Consider the following 24,318-nt stretch of genomic DNA (forward strand, 5'->3'; position numbering starts at 1 on the left):
CCATTTTACTATTTAATTTTAACAAATAAACTATCTGCTGTTAGCTTTGATATATATAATTCTCGAGTATCTGACTTAATGCGGCACGAACCGTCGAATTCTTCTATTTCTAACAACTTAATTTTAGAACCTAGTTTGATCTCGTGTTTGTCTAGATATTGTAAAAAACCTCTTGAAGTGTTCACCACTCCTGATAGAATACCCTCTTGACCTAACTCTACATTAGAAAGCTCAACTTGAGTATGTTTCACATAATTACCGTTGGAATCTGGAATGGGATCTCCATGTGGGTCATGCTTAGGGTAATTCAAAAATTTATCTAGCTCATTAGTTAATTTAGGGGACTGAATATGCTCTAATTGCTCAGCGATTTCATGAACCTCATCCCAAGAAAAATCTAGTTTCTCTACTAGAAAAACTTCCCAAAGACGGTGTTTTCTAATAATCTGATTTGCACATTGAACACCATTTTCTGTTAACCTCGCACCTTTATAGGGAATATATTCTGCAAGGTTTTTATCGGCAAGCTTTTTAAGCATATCCGTAACCGACGATGCTTTGGTATGCATACGTCCAGCAATATCATTTGTAGAAACCAGCGCTTGACCTTCTTGAAGGTGGTAAATAGCTTTGATATAATTTTCTTCGGAAATCGAATGCATTTGGTGAAGGTAAATAATTTATTATACAAAGGTAAACTAATTTTTAGTTGTGTCTAAAAAAATAAACCTAAGAAAATAACTGTAACTTATTTTTTAACCTGTTTATTTATAGAAATGCATTTCTTCTACGTATTCCTGCACTTGATGATGCATAAAGTATCGCAGGTCCTTCCCGTCTGCAATGGCGTTGCGTATCATGGTTGAAGATATTTCCATGATAGGAGCCATAATGGTTTTTATCTTGGTGTGATTTTCAAATTCTTTAGGAATATCCCCTGTTGAAACTCTTGGGTAGGCAATAATGTTATAATCTTCCAAAATCACTTCGTAATTCTTCCATTTATGGAGACTTTTCAGATTATCTGCTCCCATAATAAGGGTAAATTCCTTTTCTGGATATTTTTCAGAAAGGTGCGCTAGGGTATTTACGGTATAATTGGGCTGTGGAAGGCCGAATTCAATATTACTAGCTTTAATTTTGTCATAATTATCAGTAGCTAAATGTACCATATGAAGCCTTTGGTAATCATCTAAGAGCGTCTTTTTCTTCTTATGAGGATTGTGTGGTGTGACGACCATCCAGATTTCGTCTAGATTACTGCACTCCACTAAATAATTTGCAATCGCAAGATGACCTATATGCACTGGATTAAAGGTGCCGAAGTATAAACCTATGTTATTTCTCTTCGTTATCACTGACTTTTTTATTTATAAATTCATAAACCGTCTGATATGCCAAAGCTTTTGCTGCAGATAAGTCGCCATTTTTAATGATGACATCAAATTGAGGTGCTGTTGCCATTTCTGTACTGGCTTTTGCTACGCGCATAGCAATCTTTTCGGCCGTTTCTGTCTTGCGCTTTTTTAACCGTATTTGTAGCTCATTTATGGAAGGCGGTTTTACAAAAATAGAAATTGTCCGATTAGGGAATTTTTTCTTCAAACGCAATCCACCTACTACGTCTATATCAAAAATGACATTTTTACCTTGCCTCCAGAGTCTTTCAACTTCTTCTGTCAAAGTACCGTAAAATTGATCTTGATATACTTCTTCAAATTCTAAGAACTCATTTGCTCTAATACGATTCTTGAATTCCTTAGTCCCTAAGAAATAATAATCTTTTCCCTCCACTTCACCTTCGCGTGCTTCTCTAGAGGCAGCACTTATGGAAAAGGCTAGGTTTAATTCTTCTTTAGTTAATAAGTGTCTTACTAAAGTGGTTTTTCCTGCACCTGAAGGCGCGCTAAAAACAATCAGTTTAGGCAATACTTCCATTACAATACGTTAAGTAGCTGTTCTTTAATTTTCTCTAATTCGTCCTTCATCTGTACGACCATTTGTTGCATGCTAGCGTGATTTGCTTTGCTTCCTATGGTATTTACTTCACGTCCTATTTCCTGAGATATAAAAGCAAGTTTTTTACCTTGAGATTCTGGAATAGCCATAGTCTCATTAAAATAATTCAAATGATTTTCTAAACGCACTTTTTCTTCAGTGATATCATATTTTTCTAGATAATAGATAAGCTCTTGCTCAAATCTATTTTGATCTACTTTTTCCTTTAAATCAGACACAGCCTTTTCCAGCCTGGTTCTTACCCCTGCAAGTCTCCCCTTATCTTCTTCGATAACTTTTTCTAGAAGTTTTTTGATATTGGTAATGCGTTTATTGAACTCTAACTCAAGAACATTACCTTCTTCGTCTCTATATTCCTGAACGGCAAGTAGGGCCTTCTCAGCAGTTTTTTGAATAGCTGCAATATCCTCTTTTGGAACCTCAGTACTTTCTTGCGAAAAGACATCTGGAAATCGAGTGGCCATTTCTAATAATTTCATTTTGTGCCCGGAATTTTCAAATAGCACTCCCTCTAGTTGTGCCATTTGTTTCATATAGTCTTCTACCAATTCCAAATTTAACTGAGAATTTGCTGTGACGCCTGTTTGTTCTATATGGACAGAAAAGTCTACTTTACCGCGCAATAAAGATTTTGCGACAAGTTGTCTCAAAGGCAACTCTTCCTGCCTGTATAGCGACGAGAGTCTTATATTAAGATCTAGGTTTTTACTGTTGAGCGTTCTTATCTCAACAGTTATTTTTTTATCTGATAATTGGTGGACGGCTTTACCGTAACCCGTCATAGAAGTAATCATTCTCTACACTTTTAGTGCAAAGATAATGATTAAGAATAGTTAGCAGATTTGATCAACTCTTTATCTCATCCATTTTACCACGTAATCTGCTTAGAGATTGTTGTCTGATCCCTAAAAAAGAGGCTATCTCTTTGAGTGGGAGTCGATCTACAATACGCGCGCGTAACGCTCGATAAATTTAATATAACGAGTGGTAGCATCATGACTTATCATGCGAGATTTCTCGTCGAGCATGTTGTGATAGCGCTTCAACATGAGTTTATGAAATGCAGGAGAAAGCCCAGAATATAATTTACTCATGTATTCAAAATCTTGATGTCTGAAACATAAAACCTCACCTGTTTCAATACATTCTATTTGTAAGTCTGAAGGTTTTTGATCTATAAAGCTATACATCGCCGTCATTACACTACCATCTGCAACAAATCGTACGGTGTGCATTTTTCCGTTTTCATCCATTATACTGCCTTTCAGTATTCCTGATTTAACAATATAAATATTATCAGCCACATCACCTATATGTAACAAAACCTGTTTTTTACGCACCTTTGTAACCTCTAGCATACTAAAAATCTCATTAGCATACTCTAGTGATGGTTTATCTCCTTCTCCTGTTAAATCATGTAAAAACGATGGTAACTCCATAAGATTAAATTTAATTACTGATCTCTTTCTCTAAATAAATTTTTCCCAGAACTTTTAAACAAATTTAAACAAAAAATTGCCTTATTGAACTAAGTATAAGCATTTATCATAAATCTAACCCCAAATAAGCAGTATACTTACAAATATTTTTTAAACCTCAAATGCCTTTAACACTTATTATCATAGATATACGATTCATATAGCACCATATAGCCTCCATAAAAGGCAACTTCATTCATAAATAGTAGCCTTTGAAAATAGAACTTAAGTGCTCCTATCTAACATGGTTGGTCCTGACGTGAAAAAAGAGTTTCACATCAATTTAATACGGCAAACACCTTCTTTTAAACTCCAAAATAATATCTTGCTCTTCTTATGAAGGACAGCATTCTTTCCACAAAGACTTTAACAGAGTCACAAGTAGAACTCGTTCTAAACACTGGAATAAGCCTTACGCATTATGATTTACTAAAAATTCAACCTATTAACATTGATTCTACTGAAAATTGGAACCAAGTTATTATTACGAGCCAGAATGCCATCCCAGCGTTATTAGCCCATCATAACTTCATTAAAAATGTTTATTGTGTAGGTGAAGTTACTGCAGCTTCTTTAAAAAAAAATGGTGTCCAACCTATACACATTGCTCCTAACGCTAGAGGTCTTGCAAAAATATTAATCAATAACTATCCAGGAGAAAACTTTCTATATTTATGTAGTGAGCAACGTAGAGATGAACTTCCAGCGTTATTTCTCAAGGAAAAAATACCTTTAAAAGAACTTTTTGTTTACCGATCTATTGCCGTCATGAAAAGCTTTGATCGTATTTTTGCTGCGGTAATTTTCTATAGTCCTAGAGGTGTGCACGCTTTCGCGAAAGCGAATCCCCACAACAAACCTCTTACCGCAATTTGTATAGGAAAGACCACCGCTAGCACTGCTACTTCCTACTACAAAAACGTAAAAATAGCAACAAAGCAAACCGTAGAAAACACACTGATAACCGCAATAAAAGCGTTACGCAATGATTAAAAATGATCTTTTTTTAAGAGCCTTAAGAGGTGAAGAAGTAGCACGTCCACCAGTATGGATGATGAGACAGGCAGGAAGGTATTTACCAGATTTCATGAAGCTCAAGGCAAAATATGACTTCTTTACGAGGTGTCAGACTCCAGAACTAGCTACAGAAATCACCGTGATGCCTATAGATCAGATAGGTCCAGATGCAGCCATACTTTTCTCTGACATTCTTGTGATACCGCAAGCGATGAATATTGAAGTAGAAATGAAGAATGGTGTAGGTCCCTGGTTACCTGACCCTATTAGAACGGTTAAAGATCTGGATCGAGTAATCGTTCCCGATGTAAAAGACTCCTTAAGTTATGTGTATGAAGCTATAGATATGACTAAAAAAGTACTGGATAACCGTGTGCCTTTAATAGGCTTTGCCGGGTCTCCATGGACTATTCTATGTTATTGCGTACAAGGTCAAGGAAGTAAGAACTTTGATAAGGCAAAAGAATTTTGTTTTACACAGCCTGAAGCGGCACATATCTTATTGCAAAGAATAACAGATACCACGATTGCTTATCTAAAAGAAAAAGTAAATCACGGGGTGAATGCTGTTCAAGTTTTTGATTCTTGGGGTGGCATGCTTTCTCCTACTGATTATCAAGAATTCTCTTGGAAGTACATACAGCAAATTGTTGATGCCTTGAAACCACATACGGAGGTGATCGTTTTCGGTAAAGGATGCTGGTTTGCTTTAGGAGATATGGCCAAAAGTGGGGCAAGTGCTCTAGGCGTGGACTGGACTTGTAGCGCTAGAAACGCACGTTACCTCTCTGGAGGAAACATTACGCTTCAAGGTAATTTGGACCCATCAAGACTGTTCTCTCCTCCAGCTGAAATCAAAAAAATGGTCACTCAAATGATCAACGAATTTGGTAAAGACCGTTTTATAGCCAACTTAGGACATGGGATTTTACCTAATATCCCAGTGGAAAATGCACAGGCATTTGTGGATGCAGTAAAGGAATACGGTCAATAAATTTTGATTTATGTTTAAAAACATCCTAAAAGGGCTTACCTCTTACAAGGACAGCTTAAAACTGATTAATGAATTAAAGCTATGGAAGTTTTTTCTTGTTCCTATGGCCATCAGTTTTCTTTTCGGGACGTCTATCTTTTTTGCAGCGTATGGCCTTTCCGATAATCTAGGAAGGTTTTTTGCTAAGGCTTGGGTTTGGGAATGGGGAAAGGAAACCTTTACAAATATCGCTACAGGACTAGGCGGTTTGGTGATTTTATTTTTAGGATTCATTCTCTATAAACACGTGGTAATGGCTTTGAGTGCCCCTTTTATGTCTCCAGTTTCTGAGCGTATTGAAGAACACTTTTATCCGCAGGCTAGAAACCATATACAACATAGAGACACCACAAATATGGAACAATTGTGGCGTGGTTTGCGTATGAACTTACGTAATATAACCTATGAATTAGCGCTTACTATCCCTTTACTGTTATTGAGCTTTATACCCATAATAGGAATCTTTTTTACGTTTCTAGCCTTTGTCATTCAGGCCTATTATGCAGGTTTTGGGAACATAGATTACACCCTAGAACGTCACTTTAAATACAGAGATAGTGTCAATTTTGTAAAACGCAATCGTGGTATCGCTATAGGAATAGGAATTGTGTTTATGGGAATGCTATTTATTCCTGTTTTAGGAGTGATTTTGGTATTGCCTTTTTCTGTAACAGCAGCATCTCGCGCGACACTGGAAGAAATGATTAAGGACAAGAATTTAGAACTTCCCAATAACCGTAATACAGAAATCAAGGCTCAATGATTAAGGAACAGTTTTATAATTTCATTAAAGAACTTCAGAACACTATTACTTCAAAACTAGAAGAAATAGATGGCAAAGCTACTTTCCATCAAGATGAATGGCATCGCAAGGAAGGTGGTGGAGGTTTCTCTCGCATTATACAAGAGGGAAACCTGTTTGAAAAAGGGGGTGTAAGTATAAGCGCCGTTCACGGCGATCTGCCAGCAGCAATGCAAGCTTATTTTAAAGTCGAAGACTGTAATTTTTACGCTACTGGATTGAGTTTGGTGCTGCATCCAGAGAATCCAATGGTTCCTACCGTACATGCAAATTTCAGATATTTTGAAATGTATGATGCTACAGGAAAAATGGTTGATTCTTGGTTCGGTGGTGGGCTGGATTTAACTCCTTATTATTTATTTGAAGAAGATGCGCGTCATTTCCATCAAGTATGTAAAGAGGTTTGCGATCGACATGAAATAGCAGACTACACTCTTTTTAAGAAAAAATGTGATGACTATTTCCACAACTCACATCGCGATGAAGCTCGCGGAATAGGTGGTTTATTCTATGATTACTGTAAAGCTTCAGAGCAATTTTCCATGGAAGATTGGTTTGCCTTTCAAACCGATATGGCAAGTCATTTTCTGGACGCTTATGTTCCAATAGTAGAAAAAAGAAAAGATTTACCTTATACGATTGAACAACGCAACTGGCAGGAGATACGTCGTGGACGTTATGTAGAATTCAATCTGGTACATGATAAAGGAACCCTTTTTGGGCTCAAAACAAATGGCCGTATCGAGAGCATTTTAATGAGCCTTCCACCACACGTTCAATGGGTGTATGACCATCATCCAGAAGCTGGAAGTGAAGAAGAAAAGTTGCTTCAGGTATTACAAAATCCTGTGGATTGGGTTATTTAGCAAGAGAATATGGATGATGGAATATAGAAAATAGACGTACCGTTTAAAATTGCTTTATCACTTTTAAGGTAGCACAAAATTTATTTGAATGTATTCCGCTTTCGCGAAAGCCTTAACCTACTGTTTCAAATTCACAACATATACAATCGCTCCTATCAGCATTAACCCAGCGAGAATGGCTAGGAAAATCTTCCAGAATGAATACGGTCGTGTTCCGTAAATTTTTCCAGTCTGTCCATTCACATAAAAATTATAGCGTTTGCTATTAAATTTATAAGAACTGATGTAAACCGGTAATAAAATGTGCTTAAAGGTCTCTTCGCTCAGCTGCATTTCTAGTTTATGAACACGTTGTGTGTCGCCTCCTATATCTCGACTTGCCAAAGCTGTGGCGATATCCCTAGCTTTTTCTTTTGCCTCTAAGTGTCCATCTTGTAAGGGAATCGTATACTTTTCAGTTACGTAGCCGGCCAGAAATCTGGTGTCAAAAGTTTTTAATTCATCTAATTTCCAAAAAGCGATTTGCTGTGGGATTTGCCCTCCTTTTTGAATGGATCCTTTTACAAGAGTATCATCTATAAAGCCAGAAACTTCTCCACTCGAAGGATACCATCTGGTGCGACGTTCTTGCCTCGTCCGTTTGTTTTTACCTGATCCGGAAGTAACTGTTACATAATAATACTCTCCTCTTTGCCCTTCATATTGCGCATACAGCTCTGCATCAAAAGTCCAGTAGGGCACATAAAGTCCTTTAGTGTTTTCTGGGCTCAGACTAGCGCGCTTTAAATTATTAGGTGCCCACCATAGCACGGCTATCCATTTCTTAAAAATCTGATGTGCCTTGTCTTGTTTAAAATCAAAGGGGACCACGGCTCCTGGTAAAATCCAATTGTCTTGGTAAGCATCTTCAATAATCAACGGCATGGTACAATACACACAATGCAAGGATTTGTAGCTTTCTTCTACGTGTTGGTTAGCGCCACAATTTCTACAATGCAGCATAGAGATTTCCATAGAATGGGATTGCGCACCCATTTGCTGCAAGTAATTATGCAGTTCTAATTCTTGAAATTGCTGTTCAGACGGCTCGATAACTTCTTTATGACCACAGTAATCACAAGTTATTAAATCTGTACCTGGTTCATAAGTAAGCGCGGCGCCACAGTTGACACAAGATTTTTTACCCTCAGAACGTTTAGCAGGTTCTATATTCAAAGTAAGATAGCTTCAATTATTTTTTTTCGATTCATTCTATTGCCGATTTGCGTTTAACTTCGTAAAACTGAATTGCCCATTGCTTTATTTTTCAGGTTCAAATTTCAAAACTATCTCTGAGATAATTATTAACCGATTCTATATCCAGGGCGGAATGACAAATCGTAAAAGCCAATCAAAATTTGTGCAGCAAATTAACAATAGACAATTTGATTTTTTTAATGGATTTTAGGATTTGCGACCTCAACGCACATCAATTATGGAAGCGGCGGCGGCGTATTGCCCCCTAGGAATCCTTTTAATTCTTCCACCTCACTAAGTGCTTTCCAGCCGTCCATTCCAGCTTTCCATACTAAGGTGTCTTTATTAACCGTACGACTAGCAAATAAAGAACGCAATTGTTCGTAAGGAACTGGGCCGGTTTGAGCACCGTTGAGTGCATAGAAATAACTGGTGGCTTGTGGCACCGGTGGCGGCATGGCCGAAGCTTGATTTTGTTGTTGTGGCAGTTGTTGCTGACCACCCATTTGAGGAGACATCATATTGCCCATTTGTTGCGCGAGGACAAATCCCATTCCCATTCCCATTCCAGCGCCAGCCGTTCCACCTTCATTTTTTGCCGCTGCTTCAATAGCTTTAGCCGTTTTGAATTTGGTCAATTTATCTAGGTCAATTTTATCCAGACGGCTGTATTCAAAGATCTCTTTCTTGAGTTCTTCTGGCATAGAAACATTCTCGATATAGAATTTCTCTAAGGAAATTCCTACACTCAAAAACTCTGACTTCATCACTTCTTGACAAGTTTCAGAAAGCTCTGATGTATTTGCCGCATATAATTCTATAGGAAGGTTGGCCTCTCCTACGGTATCTGTAAATCGAGTAGCAATCAAACTTTTAAGATGCTCATTGATCTCAAAATTGGTAAAATTATTATCCGTTCCTACGATGTCTACAACAAATTTACCGGAGTCAGCTATTTTAAATGCGTAAGTACCAAAAGCTCTAATTTCGACCAGTCCGAAGCGGTCATCACTTAAGGTAATAGGGTTTTTAGTCCCCCATTTTTCGTCAGTAAACAAGGTAGTGTTGACAAAATAAACCTCTGCTTTAAATGGCGAGTTGAAACCGTATTTCCATCCTTTTAAGGTGGAAAGAATAGGTAGGTTTTGTGTGGTTAATTCATAAGTACCTGGCTCAAATACATCTGCTAGTTGGCCTTCATTTATAAAGACGGCTGTTTGTCCCTCACGTACAATGAGTTTTGCACCGTTTTTGATTTCGTTTTGATAACGCTCAAATCTGTAAGCGATCGTATCATCTGTATAATCGAGCCACTCGATAATGTCTATAAATTCGTGACTCAGTTTTTCTTTAATCTTATCAAATATTCCCATTTTGGTTGGTTTTAAATTTGGTTATGAAGTTACTAATTTTGAGGAAAATTGTGCTTTGTACTTTTTTAAAATAGCATTTATTGCTGATCTCGGTTCTTTTTAAAAGTCAAATGATAACCGACACCATAGAATAGGTAGTTATAAATAAAGAAATGTTACCGTTCCTTTTACCTTTTTTACTCTTATAAGCGGGATCTATAGAATAGAACTAATTGCTCCTAATTATAAAAGTCTAAACATCGCAAAAGTTTTGATTTAGGATTAAGGACATAGATATAAATGTAGTAAACGTTTAGCTATTCATTAGTCTAATGATCTAGAATATGGTCATGCTAATGAAGTATTTGAACAATTTTTGCATGATTCAAGCTGCTATTATAGGTAATTCTCTAAAAAACCATATATATAAGTTAATCAACTGATTTACAGTTATTAAATTGTTTTTATTTTACTAGATATTCATGAAAACAGACTCTGTATTCATGAATCTAGACCAATACAATTTGCATAGCACTTGTATAATCCGCTATCTTTAAACTGTTGTTAACGAATACTTTATAAAGGTGTTTAAATCACAATTTAAGAATCTTTTAAAAAGTGACGTTCGCTATAAGGTAACGGGGGTTAAAAGAATAGGCCGAAACCAAAATAACATTATTGTTGTTTTAGAAGTAGCGCAACGATAAACACTTGATATAGGGTAATGACGAGACTGTTTAGACAGGCATAAACAAAAGGCATCGGAGCAGTAACAAAAAGCTACTGAGTTCCATTTGGCATATCATTAAGTACGTACATTTTAAAATAAACACCTAACTATCAATTTTTGAGTTTGGTTACACACTGGATCAAATTCAGCATCGATTTTAATTTAAAAAATAACATTATGAAAACCATATACCTATTACTCATAGCATTACTGGTCACTAATTGCGATAGCGACGACCCAGTAGACCCTGCGTCTTTATTACCACCCATCACCACGACAGGAGAAAACACCTTTGGTTGTTTGATCGACGGCAAGTTCTTTAGACCTAGGGATGGTCGAAGTACCATTAATAGTGATAATAGGGGAATAAGAATCATAACTACAGAGACTACAAATGTTGAATATGATATTAGAGATTTTGCAAGTGAAAAAACGTCTAGTTTACTTATTCACATCGAAGGATTCCAATATAACTCTTCAAGCATATATCAATTTCAAGAATCTAATGGATTAAACGGTATTGATGGATTAAATAATAGTTATGCTCACTGTAGGATATGGAAAAATGCAGAGCTTGGCTATCAACGCTATGCAACATATCCTAATTCTGGAAATATAAATATAGTCAACCAAATTATTCAAGGGCAAGCGAATTATCATAACTCTACCTTCCATTTAAAATTGATCAACACTCAAATTTCCAATGATACTATATCTATAGAATTGGGAAGGTTTGATCTTGAATCATTCTCACTTCAATGGAAAGATTGGGATTAAAATAGACTGCCGCAACAACAATAAACAAGTAATAACATATAAGAACTACCGTAAAAAATAAAAACCATCTAATCGATGAAATTCTACTTCGCTCAACTCGAAAAAGAATCATTGATCCATAAAGATAAAATTGACCATAACGCTTTTAAAAAAGCAATAAAAAACAAAATTATGAAGACCTTATCAATAGTGATGATATTATTAATGATTACAAGTTGCAACAGCGATGACTCAGTAGATCCAGCATCTTTATTACCGCCTATTACCATGACAGGAGAAAACACCTTTGGTTGTTTGATCGACGGCAAGTTCTTTAGACCTCGAGATGGCAGAAGTACTATTAATAGTGATAATAAAGGGTTACGAGTTGTTCAAACTGAAACGGACAACTGGGAAATTCATGTGTTTGATCGAAAAAGTGAGAAGTCCGGTAGTTTAATTCTTCATCTTGAAAATTTAGAAAATTTAGAACTCGGAAATTATATCGTGAGTGAATCTAATGGGTTAAGGGGGATTGATGGAAATAATAACAATTACATTCATGCAAACTTTTATAAAAATGGTCAGTACAATAATTATTTATCTTTTTATAATTCTGGGAATGTTGTCATATCAAAAAAAGATTATTCTCCAAATAATTATCACATATTTTCCGGCACATTTCAAGTAAAATTAGTAAATATTCATAATACTCAAGACACCTTAAACATTTCTTTAGGGAGGTTTGACCTTGAATTAGGCACAGTGCAACAGACCTCATTTAATTAATAGACTGCCATGACAGGGAAAGTCTATCAATGATATTTATAAGTAAACACAAAAATTAAGAACTAGTAAAACCCTAATCAAAAACACTCCTACTTCGCTCAGCAAGAAAGAATTGTTATCACATAAAGATAGAATTGACACTAAGGCTTTTTAAAAAGCGATAAAAAACACCAATTATGAAAACCGTATACCTATTACTCATAGTATTACTGTTAACCGCTTGCAACAGCGACGACACAGTAGACCCAGCATCCTTATTACCACCCATTACCACAACTGGAGAAAACACCTTTGGCTGCTTGATCGACGGCAAGTTCTTTAGACCTCGAGATGGTAGAAGTACGATTAATAGTGATAATAGGGGATTAAGAGTTGTGAGGACCGAAAATGATAATCTGGAGCTACATGTATATGACCGTAAAAGCGATAGATCAGGAAGCTTATTTATTCATTTAGAAAATTTTTATACCATAGGTGAAGGTGATTATTTAATCCAAAATGCCACGGGCTTGCGCGGGATTGATGGTCCTAATCACAATTATATTTACGGCACCTTTTGGAATGAAACAGACCAACAGTACTCTAGATATCTTAGTTATGATAGCTCTGGACTTTTAGAGTTAAATAAATATGAACTAATTCCCAATACTTCAAATATTAAATCAGGAACATTTCAAACAAGATTAGTAAATTTTGAAAATACTAATGATACCATATTGGTTACACTGGGAAGATTTGATCTAGATAGTTTCACATTAAACATTAAAGACTGGGATTAAAATAGGCTACCTGACGTTGGAGCGGCAGTCTATCAATATGTAACAACTAACACACATTTTATAAACCATTCCAATTATTCAAAAGATTGCTGATAGTAACGCTTTCGCGAAAGCCTAAAAAACACCAATTATGAAAACCATTTATATACTACTCATAGCATTACTGGTCACTACTTGCGATAGCGATGACACAGTAGATCCAGCATCCTTATTACCACCCATTACCATGACTGGAGAAAACACCTTTGGCTGCCTTATCGACGGTAAGTTTTTTAGACCTCGAGATGGTAGAAGTACCATTAATAGTGATAATAGGGGATTAAGAGTTGTTCAAACAGAAACAGACAACTGGGAAATTCATGTGTTTGATCGAAAAAGCGAAAGGACTGGCTCTCTTTATATTCATATCGAAGATTTTTTCGTAAACTCAATAGGTATTTATCAGATTAATGCTGCTAATGGGCTTCGAGGTATAGACGGCCCTAACAATTCTTACATATATGGAAGGTTCTGGAATCCCAAAACAGAAAATTATTCAAATTATCATTCCTTTATTGATTCAGGTTTTATAGATATTCTCGCAGATAACCATAACCCTGGAAGTTACTATATCATTTCCGGAACATTTAACGCTCATCTAGTTAACATCGATAACGCAGCCGATAGTTTATATATAAGTAAAGGAAGATTTGATATAGACTCTATATCCTTGCAGTTTACATCTTTCGATTAAAATAGACTGTCGCACCGACTATACCCATTCAATAACATGTAAAAACTAATGCAAAAATTAGCAACCAGTAAACTAACTTATTGATGACATTCCTAATTCGCTCAGCATAAAAAAAGAATTATTCTAAGCATAGGAATAGCATTTACCATAACGCTTCCGCGAAAGCTAAAAAAACAAAATTATGAAAACCATATACCTATTACCCATAGTATTACTGTTCACCGCTTGTAACAGTGATGACTCAGTAGATCCAGCATCTTTATTACCACCCATTACCATGACAGGAGAAAACACCTTTGGTTGTTTGATCGATGGTAAGTTCTTTAGACCTCGAGATGGCAGAAGTACTATTAATAGTGATAATAAGGGGTTAACAACATTAAGGTCTGAGGAGGATAATTGGGAAATTCACGCATATGATCGAAAAAGTAATCGCACTGCATCTTTGATTATACATATTGAAAACTTATTCGAAAACCCAGATGGTGATACTGGTTTTTATCCGATAAGACAGGCAAATGGTTTAAGAGAGTTAGATGGTCCTAATCACACTTATATTTATGGGAGAATTTGGAGTGAAGCGTTTAACTCATATCAACTTTATTTGTCAAAAGATAATTCTGGTTCCATCAATATAACAAAGCTCCAGAGGTCACCAGGAGAATTTTCTATTCATGCGGGAACATTTCAAGCTGTTCTTTACAATAGTCAATCAGAAACTGACAGTTTAATAATTGACTTAGGTCGATTTGATTTAGACAGTATTTCACTTCCATCAACACCGTTTAATTAAAATAAGACTGCCGCGTCAACGGCAGTCCATAAATATTTAACAACTAACAAGCATTTTATTAACCATTAAACATTCAAATTTATGAAAAGAATTCTTCTTAGCATAGGAATAGGATTATCCTTATGCAACGCTACGGCACAAAATCAAGAAAAAACCCTTGATGATGCCCTAGTCACCGTCAATCAAGCTAGTGTTACTAGCGGTATCATTTATGAACGAGTAGTACAATTTGCAAATCTCTACAACTTTAACAGAGAACCAGACTTTGACACTGCCGACTACACTTATTTTAAACAAGCACTAAGCGAGATGCATCGTGCGAGTAATGAAGTCCTCTTTATAAATCGATCAGCATTAGATAGTCTGATGCAACAAGAAACAAATCATGTAGTTCCCTTAGGTATATTGAATACCGATTTTCAACTACTGAATTACCGTTTTGAAGAGGTACAGCAAGGTGGTTTAACCTATAATGAAAACACTCAGGAATTTTCTCAAATTCCTGGGCAGTCCCCTTTTTATACCTTACATACTACGGTTATTGCACCCTTAGTCAAGGCTATTGCAGGAACTGGAATCACCTACAAAATTGATCCAACGTATCTTTTTCAAAATCAACAGCAACCTATTAAGACACTTACGGCAGATTTTGGGGATGGAGTTCCTAGAAATCTGATCAATAACTATAATTTACAGACGCAACAAATACAAGTTAATTATAACACTGATGGAGATAAGATAGCTACCTATCAAATAATTTATGAGGACAATACGAGCATCACTACAAAATCCAGTATTTATTTCAAATACCAAACACAAATAGGACCTAAAACATTATCCCCTTTTTGCGCAGGAGATACGTATAAGGAAAATGGCAGAATAATAGCTGATATTCCTTTTACAGGGTATGAAGTAAATGATCCTACTATTTTAGCCGAAATTGATTACCGTATTTTCTATTCAGAAAATGATACCGGTAACAACCAGTTGGACAACCCCATCATTATTCTCGATGGTTTTGATCCAGGAGATAAACGCAAAATAGAAGATTGCGATTGTGGTCAAGATCTTGACTGCGCCGCGGCAAATAAGGAAGATGGTCAATTTAATCCTGCTTTGCATGACAGCATGTACGATTTTCAATTTTTTAGAGATTCAAATGAAGATAATCAAAACGCCTTAGAAAAACTAAGAGCAGAAGGTTTTGACGTCATTATGGTCAATCACCCTACTTATGATACCGCAGATGTAAACACTGGCGAGATGTTCACTATAGATGGTGGTGCTTATTATATAGAAAGCAATGCCATGGCCTTGATCAAATTGCTTCAAGAAACGAAGTCAAGAATGGCAACTACAGGAAGTACCGCTCAAATAAAGCTTGTGGGACCTAGTATGGGAGGACAGATATCTCGTTATGCTCTGGCTTATATGGAAGCCATGGAAGAGCAAACACAAGACAGTGACAACTGGGATCATAACGTATCACATTGGGTGAGTATAGATAGTCCGCATCTAGGTGCAAATATTCCTTTAGGAGATCAAGCATTAATTTTCTTAATAAAGGAAATGTTGTCAGACGACGACAATGATGCTGCCGAAGATTTTTACGATAAACAATTATCCTCTCCTGCTGCAAAGCAACAACTCATTGAATTTCACAGACAAGCTCCTGGGCAGTCCCATCATCATGTAGATCAAAATTTATTGAATGCACAAACACTATTGCAAGGATTTGGTCAAGACAGAGGAAATTCTTCTTTTACAGAGCATTATAATAATCAAGCCATAAATGGATTACCCAATTCTAATGGCTTTCCTACGAAATCTAAAAACTTGGCCATCATTAACGGTTCTCTTACCGGAAGTAGGTTATCTACCTTACCAAATGAAGATGGAGGTTTTTATTCCTATGCTGCTGACGGTGAAAAAGTACTTGGTGTAAAAAGTTTTGCCAGAGTCAAAATCGAATTGCCAATAGGAAACATTGTTTTCCGTACGCATATCGCTACACTAGACTCGCACTTTATGTCTTCTGGTGCTAATGAGCGTGTGGCAAAGTTTTATAAGATTCCAACAACAAAAACTGTAAAAGCACCTAACAATAATCAACGCGGTAATATGGACAACGTTCCTGGCGGATGGTTTTTAGCACAACAAGAACTTGCAGATGCAATTACTGGAAGACGAAGCTTATACCTCACTTCAAATATGCCTGACTACGGCACAGCAGGAACAGGTGTGATCAGATGGTTTAATGATAACATTATTGGTACTTCTGCTACCGATGATACACAAGTAAGAACATTGAATCCTATAAATTCCTTTATTCCTTCGTTTTCAGCGATTGCACATCTCAATCCAGATCAAGACTGGAATAATCCATTAAATTTTGATTTAACCTGCGACTCCAATAGGCTCACTCCTTTTGATAGCTATTATGGCGAGTCTATCAATACGAGACACACCAGTTTTAATCAAGATAGTATAGATTGGCTTATTGAAAATTTAAAACTCCCAAATGGTCAAGTATTACCACCTCAATTCCCTGTAGATAGATCCACTTTCTCCAGCCCAACAACGATGTGTGTAGGAGATATTGTTACTATGGGGTTTGAAGATGAATGTAAAGTGGCTGTGCAACCTACTTACGTGATTAGTGACAATCTGGCCATCATCTCTAGAAATGGATACTCTGCTCAATTTGAGGCTTTAGAAAACGGACCAGCTTACGTACAAGTAATTTTAGACAATGGCGTAGGGCCTAGCCAAAGTTTTAGTCGTCAACTATATATTGGAACTCCTAATCTTGATAATGCTTTTCTTACAGAAATAGATTCTGCCACTTTTCTATCCATATATCCCGCAAATGGCTTTTGTGATTTTGTAGCTTTACGCATAAATGGAATAGAGCGTTATGATCTAGTAGATGAGATAGAAATGCAAAAACTACCTATATCTGCCTCCTACTGGGATAGCGATCAAAGAACTGGAAGGGATAACACGGTAGGTATCTATCCAGACTGTAATGAGTTATTCAGATTTCAAGTACGAGCAAGAAACGCTTGTGGCTGGTCAGAATGGGCGGAGTTTGTGAAGGATATCGACAACTGTAGCAACGATTGTTCTAACACTAACTCTAGTGGCATAGTTAGTAACAATTTTGTGATTTCGCCAGTTCCTGCCAGCACAGTAATCGCTATTGATATGGTACAAAAACCCGAGTGGAGCTTTTACTCCAAATCCTGTAGTGATGGATTAACTGACATAGGAGGAACTAGTCTTTGTACTTATTTTGTGAGTCTACAACTATACGACTTTAGTGGTAATCAAGTTTTAAACATCACTAGACATGAATTAGGAACGTCATTTGATGTTTCACATTTAACTACGGGAACTTATGTCATGCATATAACTCACGCGGGTCAAACTGAAATTCATCAAGTCCCCATAAATTGAGGTGATTAGCTGTTTAAATGAAGAAAAAGAGCTTGTTTTGAAATTCAAAACGAGCTCTTTTATGTTACAGTTTGAAAATGTATCAGACTATTAATTCCTACCAGTCTCCTCTGGATAAAAAGTGTACACTGGGTCACTTTGCCAAATTTCTTTTGTTTCTATACACATAGCCGTTAATGGCCCTTTATAGGCCGCTGCAGTATCGAGGTTCCAAACATTTGCAGCGTTCATAGGCTGGTATTCTTCCCAACTGTGTGTTGGGGTATGACCTATAAAAATCTCTTTGTAGAGTCTTAATCTATTAGGATACTTATCGTCGTCGTCTTTTAAATTGGGGTCTAAGGCCAGTGCCATTTCCCATAACGTACGGTCCCAATAGGTAATTCCTTTAAAGTACTCATATCCAGGACCCTTTAAATTGTGAAAACCTGCATGAAAAAACCCATCCCCATTCAGCTCGTAATAATTGTGAAGATCGTTCTTGAGAAAATCAAAATGCGCCTCGATTTCTTGCTTGGTTCTGCTTGCATAACTATCCACAGTGCTTTTACCTCCATGAAATAACCACATTTTATGAGGGTGCACCGCTTGTAAATTTTCTACCACTAACTCATCGTGATTACCTCTAAGGTAAATAGGAGGAGTTTGTTTGTTTTGTTTCCGCTTTCGCGAAAGCGAGATTAAAAAATCCACCACCTCATAACTTTGAGACCACCCGTCTACATAATCTCCTAAGAAAATAAGCTGATCGTCATCTTTTAATTTTATTTTATCTATTAATTGAACGAGGGCTTTGTACCCGCCGTGAATGTCTCCTATTGCAATGGTTCTCATTAATTATGAATTGTATTTTACCTTGCGCAGTACGCGCAAAGCTTCTTTAAATGCTTTATATGTTTCTGGATAAGCCTTGAGCAAATTTTTATGCGCGTTCATCTTTTCTACTGGCTCACCTACGTTGTTGAATTGACAAATCAACATGGTTTCTGGCAACTGTCTTAAATCTATCAATTCTTGTTCTTTGAGCTCTATACCGTTTGTCATCTTGTTTAGAAGAGATAAGTTAGTATTGTATATGTGGTGTAAGGTCCTGCGGTCATAATAAGGTGGGTTAAAAAGGATTTTATTTTCTAACTTATACGTCCCGTTAGGGAAAAATCGCAAGGTCTGTCGCTCCAGTGGGTGGTACTTCTGGTTTTTTCCTATTCCTAATTCCACAAATTCTAATATGCTAAAACTATCTTCATCAAAAGAAATTTGCACCTCATCCAGCGTGCTGTAAAATAGTCGTACTTGTTCATTCACCATTTCAATATCTACTCTAGAATAATAGGTCTCGCCATTTTTACGCTTTACTTTTCCTGACCAACAAATAACAAATTGTTCTTTAAAAACCTTATAATGTGTCTCTAAGCCTTGATTTTTACGAGCTAAAAATTCAACCACGCTGTCTAAAGTGTGCTCAATATTATTACTCGCCTTTTTTTCTAGTTGTTCTACAATTTGAGAATTGACATCTTTGATCTCTACATCGTAAGCTTTAGGCATAGAAATACTTCCATCTCTAAAGAAGACCGTCCCTCCGTAATATTTCCAAATGTTTTTGCGCAGTGCCGTAAGTCCATCTTGAGCTCTAATAGTTACTAATCCAACCACTTTACCGATTTCTAAATGAGGGAAAGCAATATTCTCGTACTGTATGATAGGAGCATTAGTCAGATAAGCATTGATCAGGTTTTGTAATTTAGAATCGTCAAAGAAATCGACTCCTACTATACCATTGATCTCATCGTCAATCCCTATAACGATATAACTGTTATTTTTTGGATTGGTATTAGAAAGGGCGCAAATGTGTTTGAGAAACTTAGCCTTTCCTTCTTTATTACTTAGATCAATACGTAGTTTTTTATCATAAAAACTATTCTCGTCGTTATGCGCCAGCAAGTTTTTAACCAGAAGTCGTTTATTGATCATGACTGAAAGATAAACTAGAAATTTAGATCTCAACAAAAATTTAAAAAAGATTCAAGACCGCTTCCTTCGGTGAGCTCAGCAGTTAGAGCTGAAAGAATATAGAATAGAGATTTGAAGTAGGTTTCAACTACATAAGTGCTGAAAACTGTTCCATGCTTCACCAAACGCTTTTTTTTATGTTCTCAACACCACTTCATATTAACAGTGAAATTACCAATAGGCAATAGACCATCAATTATTCAAAAGTGAAGCATTGAATAAACAATAGGTGTTTTTGTTGTTTGTGATTTGTGATTTCATCTACCTATCTTTGCTCACATGCAAATTCCCGAAGGAAAAAAAATATACTTCTCTAGCGATAATCACTTAGGTGCTCCAACTCAAGAATTGAGCAAACCTCGTGAAAGAAAATTTTTAGCTTGGTTGGATCAAGTTAAAGAAGATGCTGCTGCTATATTTTTATTGGGAGATTTATTTGACTTTTGGTTCGAGTATAAAACGGTAGTTCCTAAAAACCAGGTACGCGTCCTAGGAAAACTAGCAGAAATCGTTGACAGTGGTATACCCATCTATTTTTTTGTCGGTAATCACGACTTATGGATGTTCGGATATTTTGAAGAAGAATTAGGGATCCCTGTGTATCATGCCCCTCAGACATTTGAATTTAATAACAAGAAGTTCCTTATCGGGCATGGCGACGGCTTAGGTCCTGGCGATAAGGGTTATAAACGTATGAAAAAGGTGTTTACCAACCCCTTTTTCCAATGGTGTTTCCGATGGGTACATCCAGATATGGGAGTGCGTATTGCAAGACACCTATCCGTAAAAAATAAACTCATCTCTGGTGAAGAGGATGCTCAATTTCTAGGGGAAGAAAATGAATGGCTTGCTCAGTATGCAAAGCGTAAACTGGAAAAAGAGCATTTTGATTATTTTGTTTTTGGTCACAGACACTTACCTATGCAAATCAAAGTAGGGGAAACATCTACCTATATCAATCTAGGAGACTGGATTTCTCAATACCGCTATGGTGTCTTTGATGGAAAAGATTTTCAGCTGATTCGGTTTTAACATTTTGCGCTTCTATTTTAAACACACCCTTTAGCACAACAGAAGTCATGTAACTTACCAATAAGGCTGTATTTTTTACAGTTTTAATATCCCATACATAAATCATAAATCAACACATTAATATCTTTAAGAGGTTTTGAGACTTGATAGATTTCTCAAAAGCAACTAACCTCAACCCCACTTTATCAAAACTGACTTCAGCAAAAGCTGTTTCGCAAAATGTTCATATCTGCATCTGTTTTCTGGGAACTAAAAAATCTGTCCAGCTGTAAGTATCTCTTAGGTAGGAGAAAAATTGGGAAGGTGAAGACAGTCGATCAGTAGCTCGCGAATGGTATTAAATAGGCTACCATGCATTTTTGAAACATGGGATACGTTCCTATATCGTCTAGATCAAACTCCAAGGTATTCTTATAATATTTTGCTTATAACTGTTTATTTACTATTTTATTAACTACATTTAATGCTTTTTTTTAGTATTTTATCAAAATGAGAAGTATTTTTTCCGAAAGAATTGTTGATCAATTAAAGATCATAACTCAAGCACCTATAGCCATAGCTTTTTTAGATAATGACCTTAGATATGTAGCACACTCTTCAAAGTGGTGTGAAGATTATAATTTGGGATACACTGACATTAAAGGGATGCATCATTACGATCTTTTCCCTATACTAAGTAGAGAATGGAAAGAAGTACACCAACGGGTACTTAAAGGCTCTGAAGAGTCTTGTGACGAAGAGTTGTTAATAATAAACGGCAAGCAACGGTGGATAAAATGGAATATGAAGCCGTGGCACAATTATGATGATAAAGTTACTGGAGTGATCATAGTAACTGAAGATCTAACAGAAGCAGTTGAACTAAGGAGAAAGAACCTGTATGATTATGACTTGCTTTTTAAAGCCTGCTTGCGCAAGCAAATAGGCACCTGGGAATACGACCATATAAACGGTGAGCTACACTGGTCAAACGCCACAAGAACTATACACGAGACCCCTAAAGACTTTATTCCAAAAGCAAACGAAGCACTCGACTTTTATAAATCTGGAGCATCTCGCACGAAAATTACAAAAGCTTTTTTTCAAGCCATCACAAAGGGGACTTCTTACGACCTTGAATTGGAATTAATAACAGCAAAAGGAACTCCTATTTGGGTTAGAGCCGTAGGAATAAGTGAGTTTATCAACGGTATATGTTTGCGTCTGTATGGAACATTTGAAGACATTACTTACAAAAAATAAAATATAGGGAATTATATAACATTCTAAAAGAAGTATGTCTAAGCATCTCATAAATCAATTTAACGATCTTTGTGTGGTCATTTAAAATTTTATCTTAAAATCACAATTATGAGAAATTCAGCTATAAAATTTGCTTTTTTTAGTGTCCTATTTATGCTAACTTCTTTTCATTCAGTTGCTCAAAAAATGGAAACAGCGCATAAAGTGTCTTCTAATACATTAGACGAAATCACCTTAACTGTTAAAAATTCTTCTTTTAAAAACGATTCTATATTTCATGAAAATAAAAAGTATTTGCGTAAAGCAGTACGACTAAGCGAGGGAGATATTGATACCTTTAAAAATCAAATCAAAAGAATCGTTCCTTCCTTTAAAGATATCAGTGATACGAATTGGGAAGAACTTTATGATGCCTCCAAGCTACTTACCTTTCAAGGGAAAGTAGAAGAATTACCTTCTGTTCTTTAAGAGTTGAGATCTCTTAATCTCAACTGTAAGGAAGTAGTTCCCTGCCATTCATTTTCATCGATAGAATAAGCAATGTGGAATTTTTTACCATCGGTAATTTGCTTACATTTACTTCCCATATTAAAACCTATAGCATTAAATGCAATGCTATCCCCTTTTTTTGAAGCTACTTTAATTTTAAGATGGTCTTCCTCTTTACCCACACATTTACCAAAACCTGTATCGACCACACTTTCTGTCAGAAACACTGGGGTCATGTTCCCTGGACCGAATGGTGCCATTTGCTGGAGAATGCGGTAAAATTTTGGTGTAATCTGTTCCAATGGAAGTACCGCATCTATTTGAATTTCTGGAGTCAAGTGTTTGTTTTCTATAGTGGCACAAACTACTTCTTCAAAGCGGACTTTGAATTTTTCGTAATTCTCTGGTAATAATGTCAATCCAGCAGCATACATATGTCCACCAAATTGCTCGATATAATCAGCACATTGTTCTAGTGCATTATACACATCAAAACCTTTGACACTGCGAGCACTTGCCGCGAGTCGATCTCCAGATTTAGTAAATACTAATGTAGGTCGGTAATAATTTTCTATCAATCTAGAAGCCACTATTCCTATCACGCCCTTATGCCAGCTGGCATCATAGACTACGCTCGTAAATTTATCTTCTTCCTTATTAGCTATAATTTGCTGTATGGCTTCTTGCGTTATCGATTGGTCCAGTTCCCTCCTATCAGAATTATAGTTCTCAATTGACGCTGCAAATTCTTGTGCTTTTTCTATATCTGTTTCTTTAAGAAGCTCTACTGCATGAAGTCCATGCTTCATTCTTCCCGCAGCGTTGATGCGGGGGGCAATGATAAAAACAACGTCAGTAATCGTAAGTGTTGTTTTATTTAAATTGGATATAATCGCCTCAAATCCCGCCCGCGGACTCGTATTAATGACATTAAGGCCGTGGTAAGCGAGGATTCTATTCTCACCAGTCATAGGCACAATATCTGCTCCTATTGCCGTGGCTACTAAGTCTAAATAAGGTATCAAAATTTCAAATTCCCAGTCGTTTGCCATTGTTAAGGCTTGGCATAATTTAAAACCTACACCACAACCGCACAATTCGTCATAAGGATAAGAGCAGTCAGGGCGTTTGGGATCGAGAACCGCTACAGCATCTGGTAATTCTTTCCCCGGTCTGTGGTGATCGCAAATAATAAAGTCGATCCCTTTTTCTTTAGCATAAGCTACTTTATCGATAGCTTTTACACCACAATCCAAAGCTATAATGAGTGAAAAATCATTATCAGCTGCAAAATCGATTCCTTTATAACTTATTCCATAGCCTTCCTCATAGCGGTCGGGAATATAAGTAGAAACACGGTCGTAGAAACTTTCTAAAAAAGTAGACATCAGTGCCACGCTAGTCGTCCCATCTACATCATAGTCTCCGTAAACAAGGATATTCTCATTATTACCCACCGCTTTTTGAATACGTTTTACTGCTAGATCCATATCTTTCATAAGATAAGGGTCGTGAAGTTCTTCTAGATCAGGTCTGAAATAGGATCTCGCTTTCGCGAAAGCGTCCACACCACGCTGCACTAACAAACCAGCAAGAAAAGGATCAATCCCTAATTCCTGAGCAAGTTGTTGTTGTTTTTGAAAATCTGGTATGGGTTTAAGAGTCCATCGCATTTGGTAAAGATAAGATGTAAAAAAGAG

General features: G+C 36.5%; 23 protein-coding genes. 13 read left to right on the plus strand and 10 right to left on the minus strand.

Translation table 11 applies throughout. The features are described from left to right. Positions 1 to 8 precede the first annotated feature (8 nt). The 5 genes from F0365_RS03865 to F0365_RS03885 form a co-directional block, all read right to left on the minus strand. The gene (locus F0365_RS03865; protein ID WP_169932486.1) at positions 9 to 662 is read right to left on the minus strand and encodes a metal-dependent transcriptional regulator; all 654 of its coding nucleotides are present in this window, start codon (positions 660 to 662) and stop codon (positions 9 to 11) included. A 102-nt stretch (positions 663 to 764) separates the two neighbouring features. Further along, positions 765 to 1,355 carry a nicotinate (nicotinamide) nucleotide adenylyltransferase gene (gene nadD, locus F0365_RS03870; RefSeq protein ID WP_169934746.1) on the minus strand — a complete coding sequence of 197 codons (591 nt, stop codon included), beginning with the start codon at positions 1,353 to 1,355 and terminating at the stop codon, positions 765 to 767. Continuing rightward, on the minus strand, positions 1,339 to 1,938 hold the full coding sequence (gene gmk / locus F0365_RS03875) for a guanylate kinase (protein WP_169932487.1): 600 nt from the start codon (positions 1,936 to 1,938) through the stop codon (positions 1,339 to 1,341). Before gmk ends, nadD begins: the two co-directional genes overlap by 17 nt. Then, entirely contained in the window at positions 1,938 to 2,813 is an 876-nt protein-coding gene (locus F0365_RS03880; RefSeq protein WP_169932488.1) for a YicC family protein, read from the minus strand. The genes gmk and F0365_RS03880 overlap by 1 nt, the downstream gene beginning before the upstream one ends. A 147-nt stretch (positions 2,814 to 2,960) precedes the next feature. Next, positions 2,961 to 3,458, minus strand: a complete 498-nt coding sequence (locus F0365_RS03885) for a Crp/Fnr family transcriptional regulator (RefSeq protein WP_240961878.1) — start codon at positions 3,456 to 3,458, stop codon at positions 2,961 to 2,963. Positions 3,459 to 3,833: 375 nt separating this feature from the next. Between F0365_RS03885 and F0365_RS03890 the strand changes: the two genes are divergently transcribed. Genes F0365_RS03890 through hemF form a run of 4 tightly spaced genes read left to right on the plus strand, consistent with a single transcriptional unit; the run spans position 3,834 to position 7,215 of the window. After that, positions 3,834 to 4,490, plus strand: coding sequence for a uroporphyrinogen-III synthase (locus F0365_RS03890; RefSeq protein WP_169932489.1), 657 nt, complete (start codon positions 3,834 to 3,836; stop codon positions 4,488 to 4,490). Then, positions 4,483 to 5,508, plus strand: a complete 1,026-nt coding sequence (hemE, locus tag F0365_RS03895) for a uroporphyrinogen decarboxylase (protein WP_169932490.1) — start codon at positions 4,483 to 4,485, stop codon at positions 5,506 to 5,508. Before F0365_RS03890 ends, hemE begins: the two co-directional genes overlap by 8 nt. A 10-nt stretch (positions 5,509 to 5,518) precedes the next feature. Further along, positions 5,519 to 6,310, plus strand: coding sequence for an EI24 domain-containing protein (locus F0365_RS03900; protein ID WP_169932491.1), 792 nt, complete (start codon positions 5,519 to 5,521; stop codon positions 6,308 to 6,310). Continuing rightward, complete coding sequence (gene hemF, locus F0365_RS03905; protein ID WP_169934747.1) at positions 6,310 to 7,215, plus strand: oxygen-dependent coproporphyrinogen oxidase; 906 nt, start codon at positions 6,310 to 6,312, stop codon at positions 7,213 to 7,215. Before F0365_RS03900 ends, hemF begins: the two co-directional genes overlap by 1 nt. Before the next feature lie 117 nt (positions 7,216 to 7,332). On the opposite strand, the gene F0365_RS03910 is transcribed toward hemF, so the two are convergent. Beyond that, positions 7,333 to 8,424 carry a DNA helicase PriA gene (locus tag F0365_RS03910; RefSeq protein ID WP_169934748.1) on the minus strand — a complete coding sequence of 364 codons (1,092 nt, stop codon included), beginning with the start codon at positions 8,422 to 8,424 and terminating at the stop codon, positions 7,333 to 7,335. Positions 8,425 to 8,687: 263 nt separating this feature from the next. Next, entirely contained in the window at positions 8,688 to 9,824 is a 1,137-nt protein-coding gene (locus F0365_RS03915; protein WP_169932492.1) for an SPFH domain-containing protein, read from the minus strand. Between the two features lie 886 nt (positions 9,825 to 10,710). Between F0365_RS03915 and F0365_RS03920 the strand changes: the two genes are divergently transcribed. The 6 genes from F0365_RS03920 (at position 10,711) to F0365_RS03945 (ending at position 17,842) form a co-directional block, all read left to right on the plus strand. Further along, a complete protein-coding gene (locus F0365_RS03920; RefSeq protein WP_169932493.1) occupies positions 10,711 to 11,310 on the plus strand; it encodes a hypothetical protein in 600 nt (199 codons plus the stop codon). Positions 11,311 to 11,385: 75 nt separating this feature from the next. Next, positions 11,386 to 12,078, plus strand: a complete 693-nt coding sequence (locus F0365_RS03925; RefSeq protein WP_240961880.1) for a hypothetical protein — start codon at positions 11,386 to 11,388, stop codon at positions 12,076 to 12,078. A 176-nt stretch (positions 12,079 to 12,254) separates the two neighbouring features. Continuing rightward, entirely contained in the window at positions 12,255 to 12,857 is a 603-nt protein-coding gene (locus F0365_RS03930; RefSeq protein ID WP_169932494.1) for a hypothetical protein, read from the plus strand. 130 nt (positions 12,858 to 12,987) lie between these two features. Beyond that, positions 12,988 to 13,590: a hypothetical protein gene (locus tag F0365_RS03935; RefSeq protein ID WP_169932495.1), complete on the plus strand. Its 603-nt coding sequence runs from the start codon at positions 12,988 to 12,990 to the stop codon at positions 13,588 to 13,590. 181 nt (positions 13,591 to 13,771) lie between these two features. Next, positions 13,772 to 14,383 (plus strand): hypothetical protein, encoded by a 612-nt coding sequence (locus F0365_RS03940; RefSeq protein ID WP_169932496.1) that lies wholly within the window; start codon positions 13,772 to 13,774, stop codon positions 14,381 to 14,383. 81 nt (positions 14,384 to 14,464) lie between these two features. Next, positions 14,465 to 17,842 carry a T9SS type A sorting domain-containing protein gene (locus tag F0365_RS03945; RefSeq protein ID WP_169932497.1) on the plus strand — a complete coding sequence of 1,126 codons (3,378 nt, stop codon included), beginning with the start codon at positions 14,465 to 14,467 and terminating at the stop codon, positions 17,840 to 17,842. A 90-nt stretch (positions 17,843 to 17,932) separates the two neighbouring features. Here the strand turns inward: F0365_RS03945 and F0365_RS03950 are convergent, their stop codons facing one another. After that, complete coding sequence (locus tag F0365_RS03950; RefSeq protein WP_169932498.1) at positions 17,933 to 18,676, minus strand: metallophosphoesterase family protein; 744 nt, start codon at positions 18,674 to 18,676, stop codon at positions 17,933 to 17,935. A gap of 3 nt (positions 18,677 to 18,679) precedes the next feature. After that, positions 18,680 to 19,816: an ATP-binding protein gene (locus tag F0365_RS03955; RefSeq protein WP_169932499.1), complete on the minus strand. Its 1,137-nt coding sequence runs from the start codon at positions 19,814 to 19,816 to the stop codon at positions 18,680 to 18,682. A gap of 318 nt (positions 19,817 to 20,134) precedes the next feature. Here F0365_RS03955 and F0365_RS03960 point away from each other — a divergent pair, with 318 nt between their 5' ends. From F0365_RS03960 to F0365_RS03970, 3 genes are all read left to right on the plus strand, one after another. Further along, entirely contained in the window at positions 20,135 to 20,887 is a 753-nt protein-coding gene (locus F0365_RS03960) for a UDP-2,3-diacylglucosamine diphosphatase (RefSeq protein ID WP_169932500.1), read from the plus strand. A gap of 489 nt (positions 20,888 to 21,376) precedes the next feature. Continuing rightward, a complete protein-coding gene (locus tag F0365_RS03965; protein ID WP_169932501.1) occupies positions 21,377 to 22,129 on the plus strand; it encodes a PAS domain-containing protein in 753 nt (250 codons plus the stop codon). 108 nt (positions 22,130 to 22,237) lie between these two features. Continuing rightward, the gene (locus F0365_RS03970; protein ID WP_169932502.1) at positions 22,238 to 22,597 is read left to right on the plus strand and encodes a hypothetical protein; all 360 of its coding nucleotides are present in this window, start codon (positions 22,238 to 22,240) and stop codon (positions 22,595 to 22,597) included. Here F0365_RS03970 and recJ read toward each other — a convergent pair. Beyond that, positions 22,594 to 24,291, minus strand: coding sequence for a single-stranded-DNA-specific exonuclease RecJ (gene recJ / locus F0365_RS03975; protein WP_169932503.1), 1,698 nt, complete (start codon positions 24,289 to 24,291; stop codon positions 22,594 to 22,596). The genes F0365_RS03970 and recJ overlap by 4 nt on opposite strands. Positions 24,292 to 24,318 lie beyond the last annotated feature (27 nt).

Source organism: Nonlabens sp. Ci31 (assembly GCF_012974865.1).
In the GTDB taxonomy this organism is placed as follows: domain Bacteria; phylum Bacteroidota; class Bacteroidia; order Flavobacteriales; family Flavobacteriaceae; genus Nonlabens.

Bases quoted from the DNA above. Each gene is read 5' to 3' on its own strand.
- F0365_RS03865 (WP_169932486.1), bottom strand. From the start codon at position 662: ATGCATTCGATTTCCGAAGAAAATTATATCAAAGCTATTTACCACCTT.
- gmk (WP_169932487.1), bottom strand. From the start codon at position 1,938: ATGGAAGTATTGCCTAAACTGATTGTTTTTAGCGCGCCTTCAGGTGCA.
- F0365_RS03880 (WP_169932488.1), bottom strand. From the start codon at position 2,813: ATGATTACTTCTATGACGGGTTACGGTAAAGCCGTCCACCAATTATCA.
- F0365_RS03885 (WP_240961878.1), bottom strand. From the start codon at position 3,458: ATGGAGTTACCATCGTTTTTACATGATTTAACAGGAGAAGGAGATAAA.
- F0365_RS03890 (WP_169932489.1), top strand. From the start codon at position 3,834: ATGAAGGACAGCATTCTTTCCACAAAGACTTTAACAGAGTCACAAGTA.
- hemE (WP_169932490.1), top strand. From the start codon at position 4,483: ATGATTAAAAATGATCTTTTTTTAAGAGCCTTAAGAGGTGAAGAAGTA.
- F0365_RS03900 (WP_169932491.1), top strand. From the start codon at position 5,519: ATGTTTAAAAACATCCTAAAAGGGCTTACCTCTTACAAGGACAGCTTA.
- F0365_RS03915 (WP_169932492.1), bottom strand. From the start codon at position 9,824: ATGGGAATATTTGATAAGATTAAAGAAAAACTGAGTCACGAATTTATA.
- F0365_RS03920 (WP_169932493.1), top strand. From the start codon at position 10,711: ATGAAAACCATATACCTATTACTCATAGCATTACTGGTCACTAATTGC.
- F0365_RS03925 (WP_240961880.1), top strand. From the start codon at position 11,386: ATGAAATTCTACTTCGCTCAACTCGAAAAAGAATCATTGATCCATAAA.
- F0365_RS03930 (WP_169932494.1), top strand. From the start codon at position 12,255: ATGAAAACCGTATACCTATTACTCATAGTATTACTGTTAACCGCTTGC.
- F0365_RS03935 (WP_169932495.1), top strand. From the start codon at position 12,988: ATGAAAACCATTTATATACTACTCATAGCATTACTGGTCACTACTTGC.
- F0365_RS03940 (WP_169932496.1), top strand. From the start codon at position 13,772: ATGAAAACCATATACCTATTACCCATAGTATTACTGTTCACCGCTTGT.
- F0365_RS03945 (WP_169932497.1), top strand. From the start codon at position 14,465: ATGAAAAGAATTCTTCTTAGCATAGGAATAGGATTATCCTTATGCAAC.
- F0365_RS03950 (WP_169932498.1), bottom strand. From the start codon at position 18,676: ATGAGAACCATTGCAATAGGAGACATTCACGGCGGGTACAAAGCCCTC.
- F0365_RS03955 (WP_169932499.1), bottom strand. From the start codon at position 19,816: ATGATCAATAAACGACTTCTGGTTAAAAACTTGCTGGCGCATAACGAC.
- F0365_RS03960 (WP_169932500.1), top strand. From the start codon at position 20,135: ATGCAAATTCCCGAAGGAAAAAAAATATACTTCTCTAGCGATAATCAC.
- F0365_RS03965 (WP_169932501.1), top strand. From the start codon at position 21,377: ATGAGAAGTATTTTTTCCGAAAGAATTGTTGATCAATTAAAGATCATA.
- F0365_RS03970 (WP_169932502.1), top strand. From the start codon at position 22,238: ATGAGAAATTCAGCTATAAAATTTGCTTTTTTTAGTGTCCTATTTATG.
- recJ (WP_169932503.1), bottom strand. From the start codon at position 24,291: ATGCGATGGACTCTTAAACCCATACCAGATTTTCAAAAACAACAACAA.